19 protein-coding genes are annotated in these 16871 nt (G+C 72.0%); 13 read left to right on the forward strand and 6 right to left on the reverse strand.

Annotated elements, in window-relative coordinates:
- Nucleotides 1-63: 63 nt before the first annotated feature.
- Nucleotides 64-1569, reverse strand: coding sequence for a regulator (locus tag ACYQ8Q_RS13500; protein ID WP_460064776.1), 1506 nt, complete (start codon nucleotides 1567-1569; stop codon nucleotides 64-66).
- Between the two features lie 245 nt (nucleotides 1570-1814).
- On the opposite strand from ACYQ8Q_RS13500, the gene lipB reads away from it, so the two are divergent.
- The 4 genes from lipB (at nucleotide 1815) to ACYQ8Q_RS13520 (ending at nucleotide 4970) form a co-directional block, all read left to right on the forward strand.
- Nucleotides 1815-2612, forward strand: a complete 798-nt coding sequence (gene lipB / locus ACYQ8Q_RS13505) for a lipoyl(octanoyl) transferase LipB (protein ID WP_460064777.1) — start codon at nucleotides 1815-1817, stop codon at nucleotides 2610-2612.
- Between the two features lie 114 nt (nucleotides 2613-2726).
- Entirely contained in the window at nucleotides 2727-3692 is a 966-nt protein-coding gene (gene lipA / locus ACYQ8Q_RS13510; protein WP_460064779.1) for a lipoyl synthase, read from the forward strand.
- Between the two features lie 289 nt (nucleotides 3693-3981).
- The gene (locus ACYQ8Q_RS13515) at nucleotides 3982-4185 is read left to right on the forward strand and encodes an SCO2195 family GlnR-regulated protein (RefSeq protein WP_067245807.1); all 204 of its coding nucleotides are present in this window, start codon (nucleotides 3982-3984) and stop codon (nucleotides 4183-4185) included.
- Nucleotides 4186-4271: 86 nt separating this feature from the next.
- A complete protein-coding gene (locus ACYQ8Q_RS13520; protein ID WP_460064780.1) occupies nucleotides 4272-4970 on the forward strand; it encodes a DUF4191 domain-containing protein in 699 nt (232 codons plus the stop codon).
- A gap of 102 nt (nucleotides 4971-5072) precedes the next feature.
- On the opposite strand, the gene ACYQ8Q_RS13525 is transcribed toward ACYQ8Q_RS13520, so the two are convergent.
- Nucleotides 5073-5540 (reverse strand): RDD family protein, encoded by a 468-nt coding sequence (locus ACYQ8Q_RS13525; protein WP_460064781.1) that lies wholly within the window; start codon nucleotides 5538-5540, stop codon nucleotides 5073-5075.
- Between the two features lie 196 nt (nucleotides 5541-5736).
- Here ACYQ8Q_RS13525 and glnA point away from each other — a divergent pair, with 196 nt between their 5' ends.
- The 5 genes from glnA to pspAB all read left to right on the forward strand — a co-directional run bounded on the left by glnA (nucleotide 5737) and on the right by pspAB (nucleotide 10564).
- Nucleotides 5737-7146: a type I glutamate--ammonia ligase gene (glnA, locus tag ACYQ8Q_RS13530; RefSeq protein ID WP_460064782.1), complete on the forward strand. Its 1410-nt coding sequence runs from the start codon at nucleotides 5737-5739 to the stop codon at nucleotides 7144-7146.
- Between the two features lie 102 nt (nucleotides 7147-7248).
- Nucleotides 7249-7506 (forward strand): SCO2583/SCO2584 N-terminal domain-containing protein, encoded by a 258-nt coding sequence (locus tag ACYQ8Q_RS13535; RefSeq protein WP_460064784.1) that lies wholly within the window; start codon nucleotides 7249-7251, stop codon nucleotides 7504-7506.
- 2 nt (nucleotides 7507-7508) lie between these two features.
- A complete protein-coding gene (locus tag ACYQ8Q_RS13540) occupies nucleotides 7509-8957 on the forward strand; it encodes a hypothetical protein (RefSeq protein ID WP_460064785.1) in 1449 nt (482 codons plus the stop codon).
- A gap of 101 nt (nucleotides 8958-9058) precedes the next feature.
- Nucleotides 9059-9976: a zinc metalloprotease HtpX gene (gene htpX / locus ACYQ8Q_RS13545; protein WP_460064786.1), complete on the forward strand. Its 918-nt coding sequence runs from the start codon at nucleotides 9059-9061 to the stop codon at nucleotides 9974-9976.
- 3 nt (nucleotides 9977-9979) lie between these two features.
- A complete protein-coding gene (gene pspAB / locus ACYQ8Q_RS13550) occupies nucleotides 9980-10564 on the forward strand; it encodes a PspA-associated protein PspAB (protein WP_460064788.1) in 585 nt (194 codons plus the stop codon).
- Between the two features lie 33 nt (nucleotides 10565-10597).
- Here pspAB and ACYQ8Q_RS13555 read toward each other — a convergent pair whose 3' ends face one another.
- Entirely contained in the window at nucleotides 10598-10852 is a 255-nt protein-coding gene (locus tag ACYQ8Q_RS13555) for a hypothetical protein (protein WP_460064790.1), read from the reverse strand.
- A 65-nt stretch (nucleotides 10853-10917) separates the two neighbouring features.
- Nucleotides 10918-12276, reverse strand: a complete 1359-nt coding sequence (locus ACYQ8Q_RS13560) for a DUF2252 domain-containing protein (RefSeq protein ID WP_460064792.1) — start codon at nucleotides 12274-12276, stop codon at nucleotides 10918-10920.
- A 195-nt stretch (nucleotides 12277-12471) separates the two neighbouring features.
- On the opposite strand from ACYQ8Q_RS13560, the gene ACYQ8Q_RS13565 reads away from it, so the two are divergent.
- Complete coding sequence (locus tag ACYQ8Q_RS13565) at nucleotides 12472-13656, forward strand: winged helix DNA-binding domain-containing protein (RefSeq protein ID WP_460064794.1); 1185 nt, start codon at nucleotides 12472-12474, stop codon at nucleotides 13654-13656.
- Nucleotides 13657-13717: 61 nt separating this feature from the next.
- Here the strand turns inward: ACYQ8Q_RS13565 and ACYQ8Q_RS13570 are convergent, their stop codons facing one another.
- Entirely contained in the window at nucleotides 13718-14032 is a 315-nt protein-coding gene (locus tag ACYQ8Q_RS13570; protein ID WP_055639121.1) for a hypothetical protein, read from the reverse strand.
- Between the two features lie 240 nt (nucleotides 14033-14272).
- Here ACYQ8Q_RS13570 and ACYQ8Q_RS13575 point away from each other — a divergent pair, with 240 nt between their 5' ends.
- Entirely contained in the window at nucleotides 14273-14632 is a 360-nt protein-coding gene (locus ACYQ8Q_RS13575; RefSeq protein WP_460064795.1) for an arsenate reductase family protein, read from the forward strand.
- Nucleotides 14633-14740: 108 nt separating this feature from the next.
- Nucleotides 14741-15439 carry an RlpA-like double-psi beta-barrel domain-containing protein gene (locus ACYQ8Q_RS13580; RefSeq protein ID WP_460064796.1) on the forward strand — a complete coding sequence of 233 codons (699 nt, stop codon included), beginning with the start codon at nucleotides 14741-14743 and terminating at the stop codon, nucleotides 15437-15439.
- Nucleotides 15440-15442: 3 nt separating this feature from the next.
- Here the strand turns inward: ACYQ8Q_RS13580 and ACYQ8Q_RS13585 are convergent, their stop codons facing one another.
- On the reverse strand, nucleotides 15443-16297 hold the full coding sequence (locus ACYQ8Q_RS13585) for an alpha/beta fold hydrolase (RefSeq protein ID WP_460064799.1): 855 nt from the start codon (nucleotides 16295-16297) through the stop codon (nucleotides 15443-15445).
- Between the two features lie 102 nt (nucleotides 16298-16399).
- Between ACYQ8Q_RS13585 and ACYQ8Q_RS13590 the strand changes: the two genes are divergently transcribed.
- On the forward strand, nucleotides 16400-16849 hold the full coding sequence (locus ACYQ8Q_RS13590) for a MarR family winged helix-turn-helix transcriptional regulator (protein ID WP_460064800.1): 450 nt from the start codon (nucleotides 16400-16402) through the stop codon (nucleotides 16847-16849).
- Nucleotides 16850-16871 lie beyond the last annotated feature (22 nt).

Here is a 16871-nt window from a genome sequence, read left to right on the forward strand (position 1 = left end):
CTCATCGCGCAGTTCCCCGCGCCCCCAAAAGGCAGTTCCGCGCGCCCCCGAAAAACGGGCGCGTCAGCCCAGCGCTGACACCTTGTCGCGGTAGGTCCTCGCCGGGGCCGCGTCGCGGTACGGCTCCAGTCTGCGTTCGAAGTCCCTGACGTACTCCAGCGCGCGGACCGAGCGCATCTCCGCCGCCTGGATCGCCGCCTCGGCGGCCAGGTGGCAGGCCTGGTCGAGTTCACCGAGGCCCAGGCGGGCGGTGGCGAGGACGACGCGGCAGAACAGGCGGCTCCGGGCGTAGGCGGCGGGGCGCAGCTGGAGGGAGCGTTCGGCGTGCTGCGCCGCGGCCCGGAACTGCTGGAGGTCGCGGTGGCAGTGCCCGAACTCGTCGGCCAGCTGGCCCTCGTCGAAGTACCGCGCCCAGTGCGGCACCTCGTCGCCCGGGCGGGCCGCCTCCAGGGCCCGCTCGGCCCGCACCAGCGCGGCCGTGCCGGCCCGCACCTCGCCGAGCACCCCGTGTCCGCGCGCCTCGGCCGCGTGCAGCAGGGCCTGGACGGTCGGCGGGGCTCCGCCGCCGATGCCCTGCTGGGCGACCCGGGCGAGCTGGACGGCCTCCCGGCCGTGCCCGAGGTAGACGGCCTGGCGGCTCATGGTGACCAGGACGTAGGAGCCGTAGGCGCGGTCCCCGGCCGCCTGGGCCAGGCGCAGGGACTGCACGAAGTAGCGCTGGGCGAGGCCGTGCGCGGCGATGTCGAAGGAGGTCCAGCCGGCCAGCCGGGTGAGGTCGGCGGCGGCGCCGAAGAGCCGGCGGCCGGTCTGCTCGCCGTAGGTCCCGCGCAGCATGGGCTCGCACTCGTGCTCCAGGTAGCGCACGAGGGCCTGGCGGGCGTGACCGCCGCCGTACATGTCGTCGAGGGTGCGGAACAGCTCGCCGACCGAGCGCAGGGCGGAGATGTCGCCACCGGTGACCCGCTGGCCGGGGCCGCGTTCGGCGCCCTGCCCGCGCTGGCGGGGGACGGCGATCTGCGGGACGGCGGGCAGCAGCGGCCCGCCGGGTTTCGTCACCGCCGCCCGGGGGAGTGCCGGGCGGCTCTGGACCGGTACCCGGGGGGCCGTCTCGGCACAGCGGGCCACCTTCTCGTCGGCCCGGCCGATCAGCCAGTCTCGGCTCGGGACGACGAGTCCGGCCGGGGTGAAGGCGATCTTGCGGAGTTCGGCGTGGCTGCCGGAGTCCTTGCGCCACAGGCCGCCGACGATGTCGATGGCCTCCTCGGGGGTGCCGGCGAACTCCAGCCCCGCGTACACCGGGGCGCACGCGTCCAGGCCGAGGTCCTGGGCGGTGAGGCGGCGGCCGAGGCGGCGGGTGAACACCTCGGCGATCAGGGCCGGGGTGGTGCCCCGGGGCTGCTGGCCGCGCAGCCACCGGGTGACGGAGGTCTTGTCGTATCTGAGGTCCAGTCCGTGTTCGAGGCCCAGCTGATCGACGCGACGGGCCAGACCCGCGTTGGAGAACCCTGCTTCTGCGATGAGCGCGGCGAGCTGGCGGTTGGGAGTGCGCTGCGCGGGTCGTTCCGTCATCTGCGGTGCGGTCTCCTGCCTCCCGGGCCTCCGACGTGCCCGGATGAAGTGCCCTGAGGGCTGTGATCAGGTCTGATGCCTCGTGAACGGCGCGAATGTAGCGGAGCGTAAGCAGCCGGTCGCACATCTCGACCCGCATTCATCCGATCGTGTGAGGATTGGCCGTGCGGCTGACGCGGGGGGCGCGGACGTACAGTGGCGTGGGCGCGTTTCGTGCCTTACGACCTTCCAGGGAGGCGCTTGCCGTGAGTGAGTTGCGGTTCGTCCGTATGGGTTTCGGGGCCGAGGCCGTGGAGTACCGGGAGGCCTGGGACGAGCAGCGCCGGGTGCACGCGGCCCGGTTCGCCGGCGAGATCCCCGACACCGTGCTGCTTCTCGAACACCCGCCCGTCTACACGGCCGGCCGGCGCACGGCCGACAACGAGCGCCCCCTCGACGGCACCCCGGTCGTCGACGTGGACCGCGGCGGCAAGATCACCTGGCACGGCCCCGGCCAGCTGGTCGGCTACCCCATCCAGCAGCTCCCCCGCCCGGTGGACGTGGTGGCGCACCTGCGCCGGCTGGAGGAGGCGATGATCCGCGTCTGCGCGGAGTTCGGCGTCGAGACCAGCCGGGTGGAGGGCCGCGCCGGCGTCTGGGTGCTGGGCGACCCGGTGGAACAGCGCCCCGCGGTGGGCGGGCTCTCCCTCGACTTCGACCCCCGGCTGACCGACGACGAGTTCGACCCCCGGCTCAACGGCCCGGAGTACGCCCCCTCCAACGCCGGCCAGCGCCGTGAGGACCGCAAGATCTGCGCCATGGGCGTCCGGGTCGCCAAGGGCGTGACCATGCACGGCTTCGCCCTGAACGTGAACCCGGACACGTCCAGCTTCGACAAGATCATCCCCTGCGGCATCCGGGACGCCGGTGTCACCTCCCTGGCGTACGAACTGGGCCGCGAGGTCACCATCGACGAGGTCCTGCCGGTCGCCGAGCGCCATCTGGCGGAGGTCCTGGGCCACGCGGACCTGAAGCCGCGCGTCGTCGAGCCGGCGACCGCCTGAGGCGTGTAGGCCGGAATGGACCCGGGGTCCGTCGGGTTGGCCTGACGGCAGGGCTCAGTAAACACGGGCGTACCCTGGTGTGCGCCGAGGAATCGAAGTCACAGGGAGCCGGTCGTGTCCGCAGTCACCCCCGACGGACGCAAGATGCTGCGCCTGGAGGTCCGCAACAGCCAGACCCCCATCGAGCGCAAGCCCGAGTGGATCAAGACCCGGGCGAAAATGGGCCCCGAGTACACCGCCATGCAGAAGCTCGTGAAGAGCGAGGGACTGCACACCGTGTGCCAGGAGGCCGGCTGCCCCAACATCTACGAGTGCTGGGAGGACCGCGAGGCGACCTTCCTCATCGGCGGCGACCAGTGCACGCGGCGCTGCGACTTCTGCCAGATCGACACCGGCAAGCCCGAGGCGCTGGACCGTGACGAGCCCCGCCGGGTCGGTGAGTCCGTGGTCACCATGGACCTGAACTACGCCACCATCACGGGTGTCGCCCGCGACGACCTGGAGGACGGCGGGGCCTGGCTGTACGCCGAGACGGTCCGCCAGATCCACGAGCAGACGGCGTCCCGTGAGGCCGGCCGCACCAAGGTCGAGCTGCTCGCCCCCGACTTCAACGCCGTGCCGGAGCTGCTGGCGGAGGTCTTCGCCTCCCGCCCCGAGGTCTTCGCGCACAACGTCGAGACGGTCCCGCGGATCTTCAAGCGGATCCGCCCCGGCTTCCGCTACGAGCGCTCGCTGCAGGTCATCACCGCGGCCCGCGACTACGGCCTGGTCACCAAGTCGAACCTGATCCTCGGCATGGGCGAGACCCGCGAGGAGGTCAGCGAGGCGCTGAAGCAGCTGCACGAGGCGGGCTGCGAGCTGATCACCATCACGCAGTACCTGCGCCCCTCCGTGCGCCACCACCCCGTGGAGCGCTGGGTCAAGCCGCAGGAGTTCGTGGAGCTGAAGGAGGAGGCCGAGCAGCTCGGTTTCTCCGGGGTGATGTCGGGTCCGCTGGTGCGCTCCTCGTACCGCGCGGGCCGGCTGTACCAGATGGCCGTCGAGAAGCGTGGCGCCTACATCGCCTCGCAGGCCGTGTGACCTGGGCGACAGTCGCCGACCGCCTTGCGCCGTACGGGCGTCGGGCAAGCGTGTGAACTCGCGCACAAGGTACTACTGGCCGGTAACGGCCGAAACGACGCGGTCCCGACCGTCCTCGCAGCTGAGGGCCCCGGTCGGGACCGCGTCGGCGTTCCCCGGCCGCGCAAGGCCCCGCATCAAGGCTTCATTGGCGTTTGACCGGTCGGTCACGCCCTGGTAACACCGAACAGTGACGCTGGTGTCACACCTCGTAGATTCCCACCCCAACCTGCCCGAGGGGGACCTTCCCATGCAGGCCGCGCCCGTTCGCGCCACAGCGATCCCGTCCTTCACCACCGCCCTGCGCGCCGTCGAGTCGCTGCTCCTGAGCAGCGGACAGCGCACCGCCCGCCGCAACGCCTGGACCTCCGTGCTCGAGGACCGCCGCCGCGCCAAGGACCGGGTCGAGGCGCAGCGCGTCCTCGAAGCGGTCACCTCCGCCCGCACCTCCTGACCCACCGCTCCACCGACTCCCCACCCCACATCCCCTCCCGGACACTGCCGTCGTCGGCACTTCCGGGGCCACGTAGACTTCCTGGCATGGCGAGAAGTGACAGCGCGGCGGACGCCGCGAACCCCGGGCGACTGAAGCAGATCGCCCTGACGTACAAGATGACCCGCAAGGCCGACAAGACGATCGGTCTGGTGCTCGCGGGCGTCTTCATCCTCATCCTCGGTGTCTTTCTCGCGATCGGTTTCCTGATCGGCCACCCGGTCTACCTGGGCATCCTCGGCTTCCTGCTCGCCTTCCTCGGGACGGCGATCGTGTTCGGCCGACGGGCCGAGCGGGCCGCGTTCGGCCAGATGGAGGGCCAGCCGGGCGCTGCGGCGGCCGTGCTCGACAACGTCGGCCGCGGCTGGACGACGACCCCCGCGGTGGCGATGAACCGCAGCCAGGACGTGGTGCACCGGGCCGTCGGCAAGGCCGGCATCGTCCTGGTCGCCGAGGGCAACCCGAACCGGGTGAAGAGCCTCCTGGCCGCCGAGAAGAAGAAGATGAACCGCATCGTCGCGGACGTCCCGGTGCACGACGTGATCGTCGGCACGGGCGAGGGCCAGACCGAGCTGAAGAAGCTGCGGACCACCCTGCTGAAGTACCCGCGCGTCCTCTCCGGACCGCAGGTCACCGCGACCAACGACCGGCTGCGCGCCATGGGCGACCTGATGAGCAACATGCCGCTCCCGAAGGGGCCCATGCCCAAGGGGATGCGCCTGCCGAAGGGCGGAAAGGCCCGCTGAGCCGACTCCGGCTCATCCTTCCTGTACGACGAGGGGGGCGCCCGGTGATCACCGGGCGCCCCCCTCGTCCTCGTCGTATGCCTGCCGCCGTTCCCGCCGGATCTAGATCCGCACCTCGACCGTGCGGGCCAGCCGGTCGTGCAGGCCCCGGCCGTCGCGGTCCCAGATCAGGGCCGGGAGGGCGAGGCAGAGCAGCAGCGTGCGGATCGCCGAGCGCAGCGGCTTGACGGTGCCGGTGTCCAGCGACACCACCCGCAGACCGAAGATCCGCTTGCCCGGAGTGAAGCCGAGCGTACCCACCGTGAGCAGGCTCACCACCAGGAAGACCAGCAGGGTCCAGTTGCTGGTGGAGGGGGTGTAGCCGTCGGTGATCAAGCTGTATGCGATCAGCAGGCACAGACCCCAGTCCACGGCGAGTGCGCCGAGACGCCGGCCGGGGCGGGCGATCGAACCCGGTCCCTCCTCCGGGAGGCCCAGTTGTTCGCCCCTGTATCCGAAGTCGACACCGGCTTCCTCCGCGGCCGCGCGAGGGCCCGAGAGCCACGATCCGATTGCTTCCCTCTTGTCCACGCGTCCACGGTACTGCCCCCGTTTCGCGATGCGGACAGGTGGGTGATTCGGACGGAGTCCGGTTAACTTGTGCGAAACAAATGGGTCACGCCCGAGAAATCACGCGTCCCTAGGGTCGAGGACAGCGTGTGCCACCGCACTGGCCGCACGAACGAACTACCACCCCGGCTCGACGGCCGGGAGTAGGAGGAGCTGGATGTTCCAGAACGCCGACGAGGCCAAGAAGTTCATCGCGGACGAGGACGTCAAGTTCGTCGACGTCCGCTTCTGCGACCTGCCGGGCGTCATGCAGCACTTCACGCTGCCCGTCGAGGCGTTCGACCCGGACGAGGAGCTGGCGTTCGACGGTTCGTCGATCCGCGGCTTCCAGGCCATCCACGAGTCCGACATGGCCCTGCGCGCCGACCTGTCGACCGCGCGGGTGGACCCCTTCCGCCGCGACAAGACGGTCAACATCAACTTCTTCATCCACGACCCGATCACGGGCGAGCAGTACTCCCGTGACCCGCGCAACGTGGCGAAGAAGGCGGAGGCCTACCTGGCGTCGACCGGGATCGCCGACACCGCCTACTTCGGTCCCGAGGCCGAGTTCTACGTGTTCGACAGCGTGCGCTTCAAGACCTCGGAGAACGAGTCCTTCTACCACATCGACTCCGAGGCCGGCGCCTGGAACACCGGTGCGATCGAGGACAACCGCGGGTACAAGGTCCGCTACAAGGGCGGCTACTTCCCGACCCCGCCGGTCGACCACTTCGCCGACCTGCGTGCCGAGATCTCCCTGGAGCTGGCCGCCTCCGGCCTCCAGGTCGAGCGCCAGCACCACGAGGTGGGCACCGCCGGCCAGGCCGAGATCAACTACAAGTTCAACACGCTGCTCGCCGCCGCCGACGACCTCCAGCTCTTCAAGTACATCGTGAAGAACGTGGCCTGGCGCAACGGCAAGACCGCGACCTTCATGCCGAAGCCGATCTTCGGCGACAACGGCTCGGGCATGCACGTCCACCAGTCGCTGTGGAGCAACGGCACCCCGCTGTTCTACGACGAGGCCGGCTACGCGGGTCTGTCGGACACCGCCCGCTACTACATCGGCGGCATCCTCAAGCACGCCCCGTCGCTGCTCGCCTTCACCAACCCGACGGTGAACTCCTACCACCGTCTGGTCCCGGGCTTCGAGGCCCCGGTCAACCTGGTGTACTCGCAGCGCAACCGCTCCGCCGCGATGCGTATCCCGATCACGGGTTCGAACCCGAAGGCCAAGCGTGTCGAGTTCCGCGCGCCCGACTCCTCCGGCAACCCGTACCTCGCCTTCTCGGCCCTGCTGCTCGCGGGTCTCGACGGCATCAAGAACAAGATCGAGCCGGCCGAGCCGATCGACAAGGACCTCTACGAGCTGGCCCCCGAGGAGCACGCGGGCGTCCCGCAGGTCCCGACCTCGCTCCCGGCCGTCCTCGACTCGCTCGAGCGCGACCACGAGTTCCTGCTCGCCGGTGACGTCTTCACGTCCGACCTGATCGAGACGTGGATCGACTACAAGCGCGCCAACGAGATCGCCCCGCTGCAGCTGCGCCCGCACCCGCACGAGTTCGAGCTGTACTTCGACGTGTGATCGAGCCTCTGTCGTAGGCCGGCGCCCCCGTTTCCTGTTTCTCAGGGCGGGGGCGCCGTCGTATGGTTTCTGGCACTGCCGTTCGAACAGGGGGATACGGGGATGTCCGAACAGGACGACGACCAGCGCGAGTTCGACATCAGGTGGGCCGACCGGGCCGAGCACAAGGAGCCCTCGGCACGGGCCCGGATGCTGGCGGCCCGCTGGAAGGAGAACCCGCCGGAGCCGGTGCCGTTCCGGGGGGAGCCGGAGCATGGGGGACCGCGCCGGTCGTCCTGGGTGTCGACGGTGATCGTGCTGGGGTGTGTGGCGGCGGTGATCCTGCTGCTGGGGTGGGCCCGGTTCCAGGCGCCGTACTAGGCATGGGCACGATCAGCGTCGCGGGCGGGCAGGCGGCGGCGGTGCGGCTCGCGGAGGGGGAGCCGCTCGGCGCGGTGCTGCCGGGCGACGACCCGGAGGCCTGGATCGCGCTGGACACCGGCACCCGCGAGAGCGTCTGGTACGCGGACGAGGGTGTATGGCTCCACCCCTGGGCCGTCACCGAGGGCGGACGGGCGCTGCTCGCCGCCGTGCGCCGTCACCAGGGACGCGGCCTCACCGCGCGCCTGCGGCCCGCGAAACCCCTCACCGAGTCACAGCTCGCGGTAGCGCTGTGCCACTGGGACGGCAGGATCCGGCAGGCGGCCCACGAACAGGTCACCGACCGGCCCGGGCTGCTGCCGCTGCTGGTCGTGCGCTGCTCCGACTGGGCCCCACGGGTGCGGGAGGACGCCCGGCGGCGGCTGGCGGAGATCCTCGACGAGCGGACCGCCGTACGGCTGCTGCCCCTGGTCCTGCGCATCGGACGGCGGGGCCGGGGCGACTTCGCCACCGATCTCGCGGACCGGTTGCTGCGCGCTGCCCCACCCGACACCCTCGCGCCGCTCTACACCGCCCCCGACCGTGCCGTACGCCGGTACGCGTACCGTCTCGCCGTCGAGCACCTGTTCCTCTCCCCCGCCGAACTCGCCCGTACCGCCGCCCGGGACCCCGACACGGTCGTCCAGAACCTCTGCGCCGACGCCGCCCTGGCCGCCCTCGCGGAGGGCGGCGACGGCGACGACGTCCTCGAACCGCTGCTCACGGCCCGCAGCCCGCGGGCCCGGTCGGCCGGGGTCACCGCCCTGCGGCGGGCCGGGCGGCCGGAGCGGGCCGCGGGGTTCCTCGCCGACCGGTCGGGGGTGGTGCGGGCCTGTGCGCGGTACGTCGTACGGCAGGGCGGGAGCGATCCGCTGCCCTGGTACCGGGAGAGGTGCGCCGAGCCCGAGGGGCTGCCGCCGGGGGCCGTGATCGGGCTCGCGGAGTGCGGGGAGCGGGCCGACGCCGAGGTGCTCTGGGCGCTGCTCGGGCATCCGGTCGCGGGGGTGCGGGCGCGGGCCGTGGCCGGGCTGCGGATCCTGGACGTGACGGACGTACGACGGCTGTGGCCGTTGCTGGACGATCCGGCGCCCGGGGTGGTGCGGGAGGTGACCGCCGCGCTGCTGCCGTCGGCGGAGGCCTTGCCCGAGGAGCAGCTGACCGGGCGGCTCACCGGTGAGCGGCCCCGGTATGTGCGGGTCGCCGCGTTCCGGCTGCTGGAGGCGCGCGGCGGGGTGGTGCGGCTGCGGGCGGCCGTCGCGGCGCTCGACGACCCGGACGACTGGATCCGGCACCGGGCCCGGCAGACGCTCCAGGGCCCGCACGCGACGGCCGACGTGCCGCGCGAGGCGTTCGCCGAGGCGCGTGAGCTGCTGGAGCGGTCGCGGAAGCTGCTCGGCGTCCCGATGTCCTGAGCCTTTGCTGCTCCTAGGCCTGATCAGGAGCGCTTCATGGGAGTGCGCGGGTGCACACTGGCTGTGGGGGCGAGTGCCTGACTGCCTGCGGGGTGATGCAGATGCGGAGCCGTTTCCGGAGCGACCGGGGGCTGACCGTGCGAATGACGGTCACCATGTTTCTGCTGGGGCTGCTGTACGTGGCGTTCGTCGCCGCGCTGATCGTGTTGCTGAAGTCGTGGCTGCTGGTGGTCGTGCTGGTGGCGGCCATGTTCGTGGCGCAGTTCTGGTTCTCCGACCGGATCGCGATGTTCGCCATGCGCGGGCGGGTCGTGGAGCGCGAGGAGTATCCCGAGCTGCACGCCGTGGTGGACCGGCTGTGCGCCCTGTCCGACATGCCGAAGCCGGTCGTCGCCGTGTCCGACCTGGACATGCCGAACGCGTTCGCCACCGGCCGCAATCCCGACAACGCGGTGGTGTGCGTGACGACCGGGCTGCTGCGCCGGCTGGAGCCGGCCGAGCTGGAGGGCGTCCTCGCCCACGAGCTGTCGCACGTGGCGCACAAGGACGTCGCCGTGATCACGATCGCGTCGTTCCTCGGTGTGATCGCCGGGCTGATCGTGCGGTTCGCGTTCTACTCGCAGCTGTTCGGCGGGCGCCGGGACCAGAACACCGCCGTGGTCTTCGCGGCCGTGATGGGCGTGTCGGCGGCCGTGTACGCGATCAGCTTCCTGCTGATCAGGGCACTGTCCCGGTACCGGGAGCTGGCCGCGGACCGGGCGGCAGCGCTGCTGACCGGTCGGCCCTCGGCACTGGCCTCCGCGCTCACCAAGGTCTCCGGGGACATCGCCCGGATCCCCACCAAGGACCTGCGCACGGCCCAGGCCTTCAACGCCTTCTACTTCACCCCTGCGACCGGCAAGGAGCCCGGCATCGAACGCTACTTCTCCACCCACCCGAGCCTTGAGCAGCGGCTCGACCAGCTGGGCCGGATCTCCGCCGAGCTGGGTGAGGCGGCCACCCCCGGGAAGGCAGGCTGACGCATGGGGCTGCTCGACATCCTGCTCGGCCGGAGCAAGCCGGTCGTCCCCGACCTCGATCAGCTGTTCGCGCTGCCTTCGGCGGCGATCACACTGGAGGCGGCGGCCGGCTTCACACCGACCGGGCAGGGCGCCGTCTGTTTCGCCACGGTGGAGGGCTCGGCCTTCGAACAGACGCACCGCGAGGTCCAGGCACTCCTCGACGCCGACACCGAGCGCACCGGCCCCCCGGTCCAGCTCCTGCGCGACGACTACGGCTACTCCTGGCTCCTCTCCCACCGCTCCCCCGACGATCTCTCCGCCCTGGTCAACGACCTGCACGCGGTCAACAGCGCCATGGAGATCAACGGCTTCGGCCCCCAGCTGCTCTGCTCCCTGGCCGCCTTCGAGAACCCCTCGGGACGGTCGCTCGCGCTCGTGTACCTCTACAAGCGAGGCACGTTCTACCCGTTCGCGCCGCTGCCCGAGCGGGGGCAGCGGCGCGACAACGCGCTCGAACTCCAGGTGAAGGCCGTTCTGGCGAACGACCTGCGGATCGAGCAGGACCTCAGCCGCTGGTTCCCGGTGTGGGGCGCCCCCGGCCTGTGAGCCGGTCCACGGGTCCTGCCGGTCCCACGGGTCCTACTTGCCGCGCTCGCGTTCGTAGCGGCGCTCCCACTTGGCCTGGAGGTCGCGGCGGGCGCGGTAGGCCTTGTAGGTGGTCGGGGCGGGGCCCGGGGCCGGGGTGGAGGGAGGGGCGGACGACGAGGAGCCGGTGGTGTCCCTGCCGTACTGGACGTAGACGTAGAGCAGGGCGACGGCGGCGAGCCAGTAGAGGGGGTTTCCGAATCCCAGGACGACCAGGACGAAGGTCCCGGTGATGATGACGGTGCCCATGTCGTCCAGCGTAGGGAGGCCGTCACTCACCGTGCATCTCGTTTTTCGTGCGCCGCGGGGGCGTCTCATACGTCGGGGGCCGCCGTGACCACCCCCGCCGCGATGGCCGCGCGCAGGGACGCGTGGTCGGTGGCGGTCCGGTCGGCGTAGGCCTCGGCGAAGTCGGCGATCGCGTGGTCGAAGGTGGCGCCGGTGCCGAGGTAGCCGGCGAGGGCTATCCGGTCGCCGGAGCGGGCGTGGGCGCGGGCCAGGGCGGTGCCGCAGAGCCGGGCGTACGCCGTGAGGTCGGCGGGGGTCATGCCGGCCACGTCGGCGGAGCCCTTCATGTCCCGCAGCTGGCGCCAGTAGTAGGCGCGGCCCTGGGGGCCGGTCATCCAGCCGAGGAAGATGTCGCTCGCCGCCTGCAGCAGCCGCTGTCCGGCGACGACCCGGTGGCCGGGGTGGGGCTGGGGCCCGCCCGGCAGATGGGCCTCCAGGACGGAGGCGCGGGCCTCCTTGATCTGGAGGAACAGCGGGTCGTCGGCGTCCCGTCCGGTCAGCAGGACGATGAAGCAGCGCAGGCCGACGCTGCCGACGCCGACGACCTTGCGGGCGGCGTCGACGAAGCGGTAGCGGTCGAGGAGCAGCCGGCGCTCCTCGGAGAGGGTGGAGCGGTAGTCGCTGAAGATCTTGCGCAGGGCGGCGGAGTCGGAGACGCCGGCGGGTTCGAGGAGTGGCGGGTCGTGGACGATGCGGTGGCGTCCGTCGACGCGTTCGGTGAGTTTGCCGAGGGCCTGGAGGCTGGTGCGGCGGCGGGCCCGGGTGAGGCTGGCCTCGGCGCGCCGGCGGTGGCGGGCGGAGCGCAGCAGGGGCAGCAGCCGGTCGGCGTCGATGCGTTCGTACCAGACGTCCAGTTCGCCGAGCCGGGCCAGCCGCAGCATGGCGGTGCGGTAGGCGGCGACGGCCTCGACGGTGGCGGCGCGCGCCCGGGGCCCGGCGTGGCCGTTCTCGCGGGCGGCGACGGTGACGGAGGCGGCGAGGCGTTGCACGTCCCATTCGAAGGGGCCGGGGAACGTCTCGTCGAAGTCGTTCAGATCGAACAGCAGGGCGCGCTCCGGGGAGGCGTACAGCCCGAAGTTGAGCAGATGGGCGTCCCCGCAGAGCTGGACGGCGAGTCCGGTGTGCGGCCGGGCGGCGAGGTCCGCGGCCATCACGGCGGCGGCGCCGCGCAGGAAGGCGAAGGGCGAGGCGGCCATCCGCCCGTACCGGACGGGCAGTAGTTCGGGCAGCCGGTCGCGGCCCTGCCGTTCCAGGACGACGACGGGGTCGGGCCGGTCGACCGGGGGCAGCCAGTCGGCGTGCGCGGAGCGGGGGACCCGCTTGCGGGCCTCCTTGCCGCGCCGGGCCCGCTCCTCGGGGGTGCCGAGGGCGCCGGGGGCACTCATGTTCCTCGTCTCCGCACCACGTCGGCCTCCGTCTCGAACACACCGCCGTCATGCCCTTGTTCGCAGTGAAGAACGCAGGGCCGGGGCGCGCATGCCGGGTCCGGCGAACGGGTGACGCGCGGTGCGGGGGCGGTTGTCGGTGGTGTCGGGGAGGATGCGTGCAGGGACCGGTGACGACGGGGGCGGGGGTCTGGGATGGGTGAGGACATGCGGTACGTCGACGGGGCGGAGCGGCGGGCCCGGCTGGCGCTGCGGCACCGGCTGACCGCGCCGGGGCGGGCGGCGACGCCCGAGGAGGTGGCCGCTTCCCTGGTCGCCCTGCACGGGACGGATCCGGCGACGGTGTATCTCGCGGTCGGGGCGCGGCTCACCGGCCCGGCGGGGACGGTGCCGGCGACGGAGCGGGCGCTGTACGAGGACCGGACGCTGGTGCGGATGCACGGCATGCGGGACACGGTGTTCGTGTTCCCGACGGAGCTGACGGCGCTCGTGCACGCCTCGACCGGCCTCACGGTGGCCGCGCGGGCGCGGGCCTCGCTGGTGGCGGACATGGCGAAGTCGGGTGCCCCGGACGCGGCCTGGCTGAAGGAGGTCGAGGAGTCGGCGCTGGCCGCGCTGGGGCGGCTGGGGCAGGCGACGGCGGCCGAGCTGGCGCGGGAGGAGCCCCGGCTGCGGGAGCAGTTCGTGTACGCGGCGGGGAAGAGCTACGAGGGGGTCCACACCGTCTCGACCCGGCTGCTGCGGCTGCTGGGGGTGGAGGGGAAGGTGGTCCGGGGTCGCCCGCTGGGCTCCTGGACGTCCAGCCAGTTCCGCTGGGCCCTCGCCCCGGCCCATGCCGAGCTGGACCCCGCCCAGGCGCAGACGGAGCTGCTGCGGCGCTGGCTGACGGTGTGCGGTCCGGCCACCGAGGCGGATCTGAAATGGTGGACGGGGTGGAAGGTGACCGACGTCCGGCGGGCGCTGAAGGCGATGGGTGCGCGGGCGGTGACGGTGGACGGGGGCACGGGGTACGTCGTCGAGGGGGACGACGGTCCGGTGGCGGCGCCCGAGGAGCCCTGGGCGGCCCTGCTGCCGGCGCTCGATCCGACGGCGATGGGCTGGCAGGGCCGGGACTGGTATCTGACGCCGGAGCTGCGGCCCGCCCTGTTCGACCGGAGCGGCAACATCGGTCCGACGGTGTGGTGGAACGGCCGGGTGGTGGGGGGCTGGGCCCAGCGGGCGGACGGGGAGATCGTCTGGCGGTTCCTCACCGGGGAGGGGATCGACCGGGACGCGCGGGCCGCGGTGGCCGCCGAGACGGAGCGGCTGGGCGGCCTGCTGGGCGGTGCCCGGGTGACGCCCCGGTTCCGCACCCCGCTGGAGAAGGAACTGGCGGGATGACGGGGCTGGCGGGATGAGGGACGCCGGGTGCCGTGCCCACGGACGGCACCCGGCACCCGGCTCACCGGTTGTAGCGCAGGTAGGCCCTGACCATGTGGCACGTGGTGTCCGACGGCGGGTGGACGCCGATCAGCTCCGCCGTGCTGCGGATCTTCTCGTTGCGGGCCTGGTTCGGCAGGTAGACACCGAGGTCGAGCAGCGCGATGGCGAGGCGCATCGCCTTGAGCCGGCGGTTGTGCGCCACGTACCACTCCCGGGGCCGTCCGGCCGGCAACGGCCGCTTCGCCACGGGCACATAGGGCAGGTCGAGCTGGACGGAACGCTTCGCGGTGGACTGGGTCGGCAGCGGCTTCGGCTTCAGTGCGGCAGCGGGCACGAACATCCTCCTGTCGCGGTCGGAACCCCGCCGGGATCTCCGGCGGAACTCTCGAACACTGCATCCAGTCTACTGCCCCCCACTGACATTCAGCAGGCCGCAATCGCTCTCAAATGCCCAGGTGAGCAAGGAAATTGGTGTGGTGTCACACCAGGTTCAAGAGGTACGCGAGAGACACCAAGTATTCGAACAGATCGGTCGCTCGGACACCCCCTGCGGCAGGCCGTTACCGTGGGCCCCATGGAGATCTGGATCAACCCGGCCTGCTCGAAGTGCCGCAGCGCGCTGACGCTGCTCGACTCGGAGGGCGCCGACTACACCGTCCGCCGGTATCTGGAGGAGGTGCCGAGCGCGGACGAGATCAGGGACGTACTGGACCGGCTCGGCCTGGAGCCGTGGGACATCACCCGGACCCAGGAGGCCGTGGCGAAGGAGCTGGGGCTGAAGGAGTGGGCGCGGGACGCGGCCTCGCGCGAGCGCTGGATCGCGGCGCTGGCCGGGCACCCCAGGCTGATCCAGCGGCCGATCATCACGGCCGACGACGGTACGGCCGTGGTGGCGCGCACGGACGAGGCCGTACGGGACGCACTGTCCCGTTAGCGCCGTGTGACGCGCGCCACTTCAATCGACTCCCGCGACTCCTGAGTAACTTCGTTCGGGATCTCGTACATAGCGGCGTACGCTCCCCTAGCCCTTCAGGAGGCGCGCATGTCGCGCAGGAGAACACTCGGCACGAAGAAGACGATCGCCCTGCTCGTCGGGGCGGCGGCGGTGGCGGGCGGTGGGGCCTTCGCCATGGCGGGCAGCTCGAACGCCTCGCAGACGCCGCAGACCCTGTCCGCCGCGAACTCGACCGTCTGCCAGGGACTCGCCACCGCCCTCGGCAACAACCAGAAGTTCATCGACGGCCAGCGGGCCGCTCCGGACGCGCAGTCGGCGGCCCGGATCGCCAACCGCGAGGCGGTCATCGCGCAGATCAAGGTCCAGCAGAAGGCGTCGGGGTGCACCGTTGGGGAGTCGGCTCAGGACTCCCAGGCGGCGCAGCCGACCCAGCCTTCGCAGGCGGCCTCGACCCCCGCGGCGAACAACGGGAACGCCGGAAACACGGGGAACGCGGGGAACACCGGCAACGCGGGCAACGGCGGTGCCGCGGCCTCCGGTCAGCAGGTCTGCAACGGCTCGACCGTCACCCTCTCGGGAGAGGGCGGCGCGCCGGCCGCGTCCAGCAACCAGTTCCCGGCGGGAACGAAGCTGAAGGTCACCAACCTGGACAACAACAAGTCCATCACCGTCCAGGTGACCTCGGTCTCCGGCAGCTGTGTGCTGCTGAACAACGCCGCTTTCGAACAGGTCCGTGAGCCCGGCAAGTTCCTGATCCGCCGGGCCGTGATCGAGAAGGTGGGGTGAGGTTCAGCCGCCGAGAAACGAGCTGAGGCGGCGGACCCCTCCGGAGGGCAGGGCGACGGGCAGCTGATGGTGGGACACGTCCGGCAGGACGGCGGTCTCCACGTACGGCAGCACGTCACCCGCCCGGGCCGTTACCTCGTACGGGTCATGGGTCCTGCTGTTCGCGGCCACGAGCAGCAGGACCCGCGTACGCAGGGCCCGCAGCTCCTCGGGCGCCGGACGCGGGCCGGTCACCGGCCGCCCGGCGGGGAAGCCGGCGGCGGCCTCCTGGAGCAGGAGCCAGTCGGGGTCCATGACCGCTCCCCCGCTCTCCCAGTCCAGGAAGGCCCGCACCCGGCGCGGGGTGGGCCGCAGCAGCATCGGCAGGGCGCGCAGCAGATACGCCGTCTCGAACCCGGCGAAGCACCGGGTCGGGTCGAGGAGGAACAGACGGCGTACCCGGCCGGGGGCGCGCAGGGCGTAGTGCAGGGCGATCCACCCCCCGTAGGAGTGCCCGCCCAGGTCCACCGGCACCTCGGGACCGATCCCCAGCCCCGTCAGTACCGCGTCCAGCCAGTCCCGCAGATCGTCGACGGTCCGCGCCCCGCGCGCCTCGGTGCGTCCCGCCGCGCCGATCAGGTCGACGGCGTGAACCCGCCGGGTCCGGGCGAGGTCGGCCGCCTGCGCGAACCAGGACGCGGAGGTCGCCCCGCCACCCCCGGGCAGGAGCAGCAGCGGGGGCGCGGCCCTCGGGCCGCACACGTTCACGTACGTCTCGCCGAACGGCGTGGGGACGGTGACCGCCTCCCGGTCGGCGGGCCACTTGGCGAGGACCCTGTCGTAGGCGGTCCGGAAGGCGTCGCCGTCATGGATGCCCATGTACTCCACTCCCCCTGTGCTCCACTGCCCGGCACTCCACTGCCCTATTATCTCGCCCAGCAAGATACTTGCCGGGCGAGACGAAGACCACAGGGGGCACGGATGCCGACCGAGGGACCGGAGCTGGAGACCGTCCATCTGCTGCGCGCGGCGGCGGTCGAACTCGGGCTGCACAGCGCGCGGTTCGCGAGCCGCAACGGTATGCATCCGACGGACGTACGGGCCCTGATCGTCCTCATGGACGCGCGGCGGGCGGGCGAGGAGACGACGGCGGGGCGGCTCGGTGCGGCGCTCGGGCTGAACTCGGCGGGGACGACGGCCCTGGTGGACCGGCTGGAGCGGGCGGGTCATGTGCGCCGGGTGCGCGGCGCAGGCGACCGCCGCAAGGTCGTGATCGAGGTGGACGAGCACGCGGTGGCCCTGGGGCAGGCGTTCTTCGGCCCGCTCATCGGCCGGGTGGTGGAGCTGCTCCAGGGCTACGACGAGCGGGAGCGGGCCGCGATCCGGGGCTTCCTGGAGGGGGTGCGGCGGGCGGCGGAAGCGGCCGAATGACCTCTCACACCGTGACCCGCGC

This window comes from Streptomyces sp. YKOK-I1 (genome assembly GCF_054660435.1).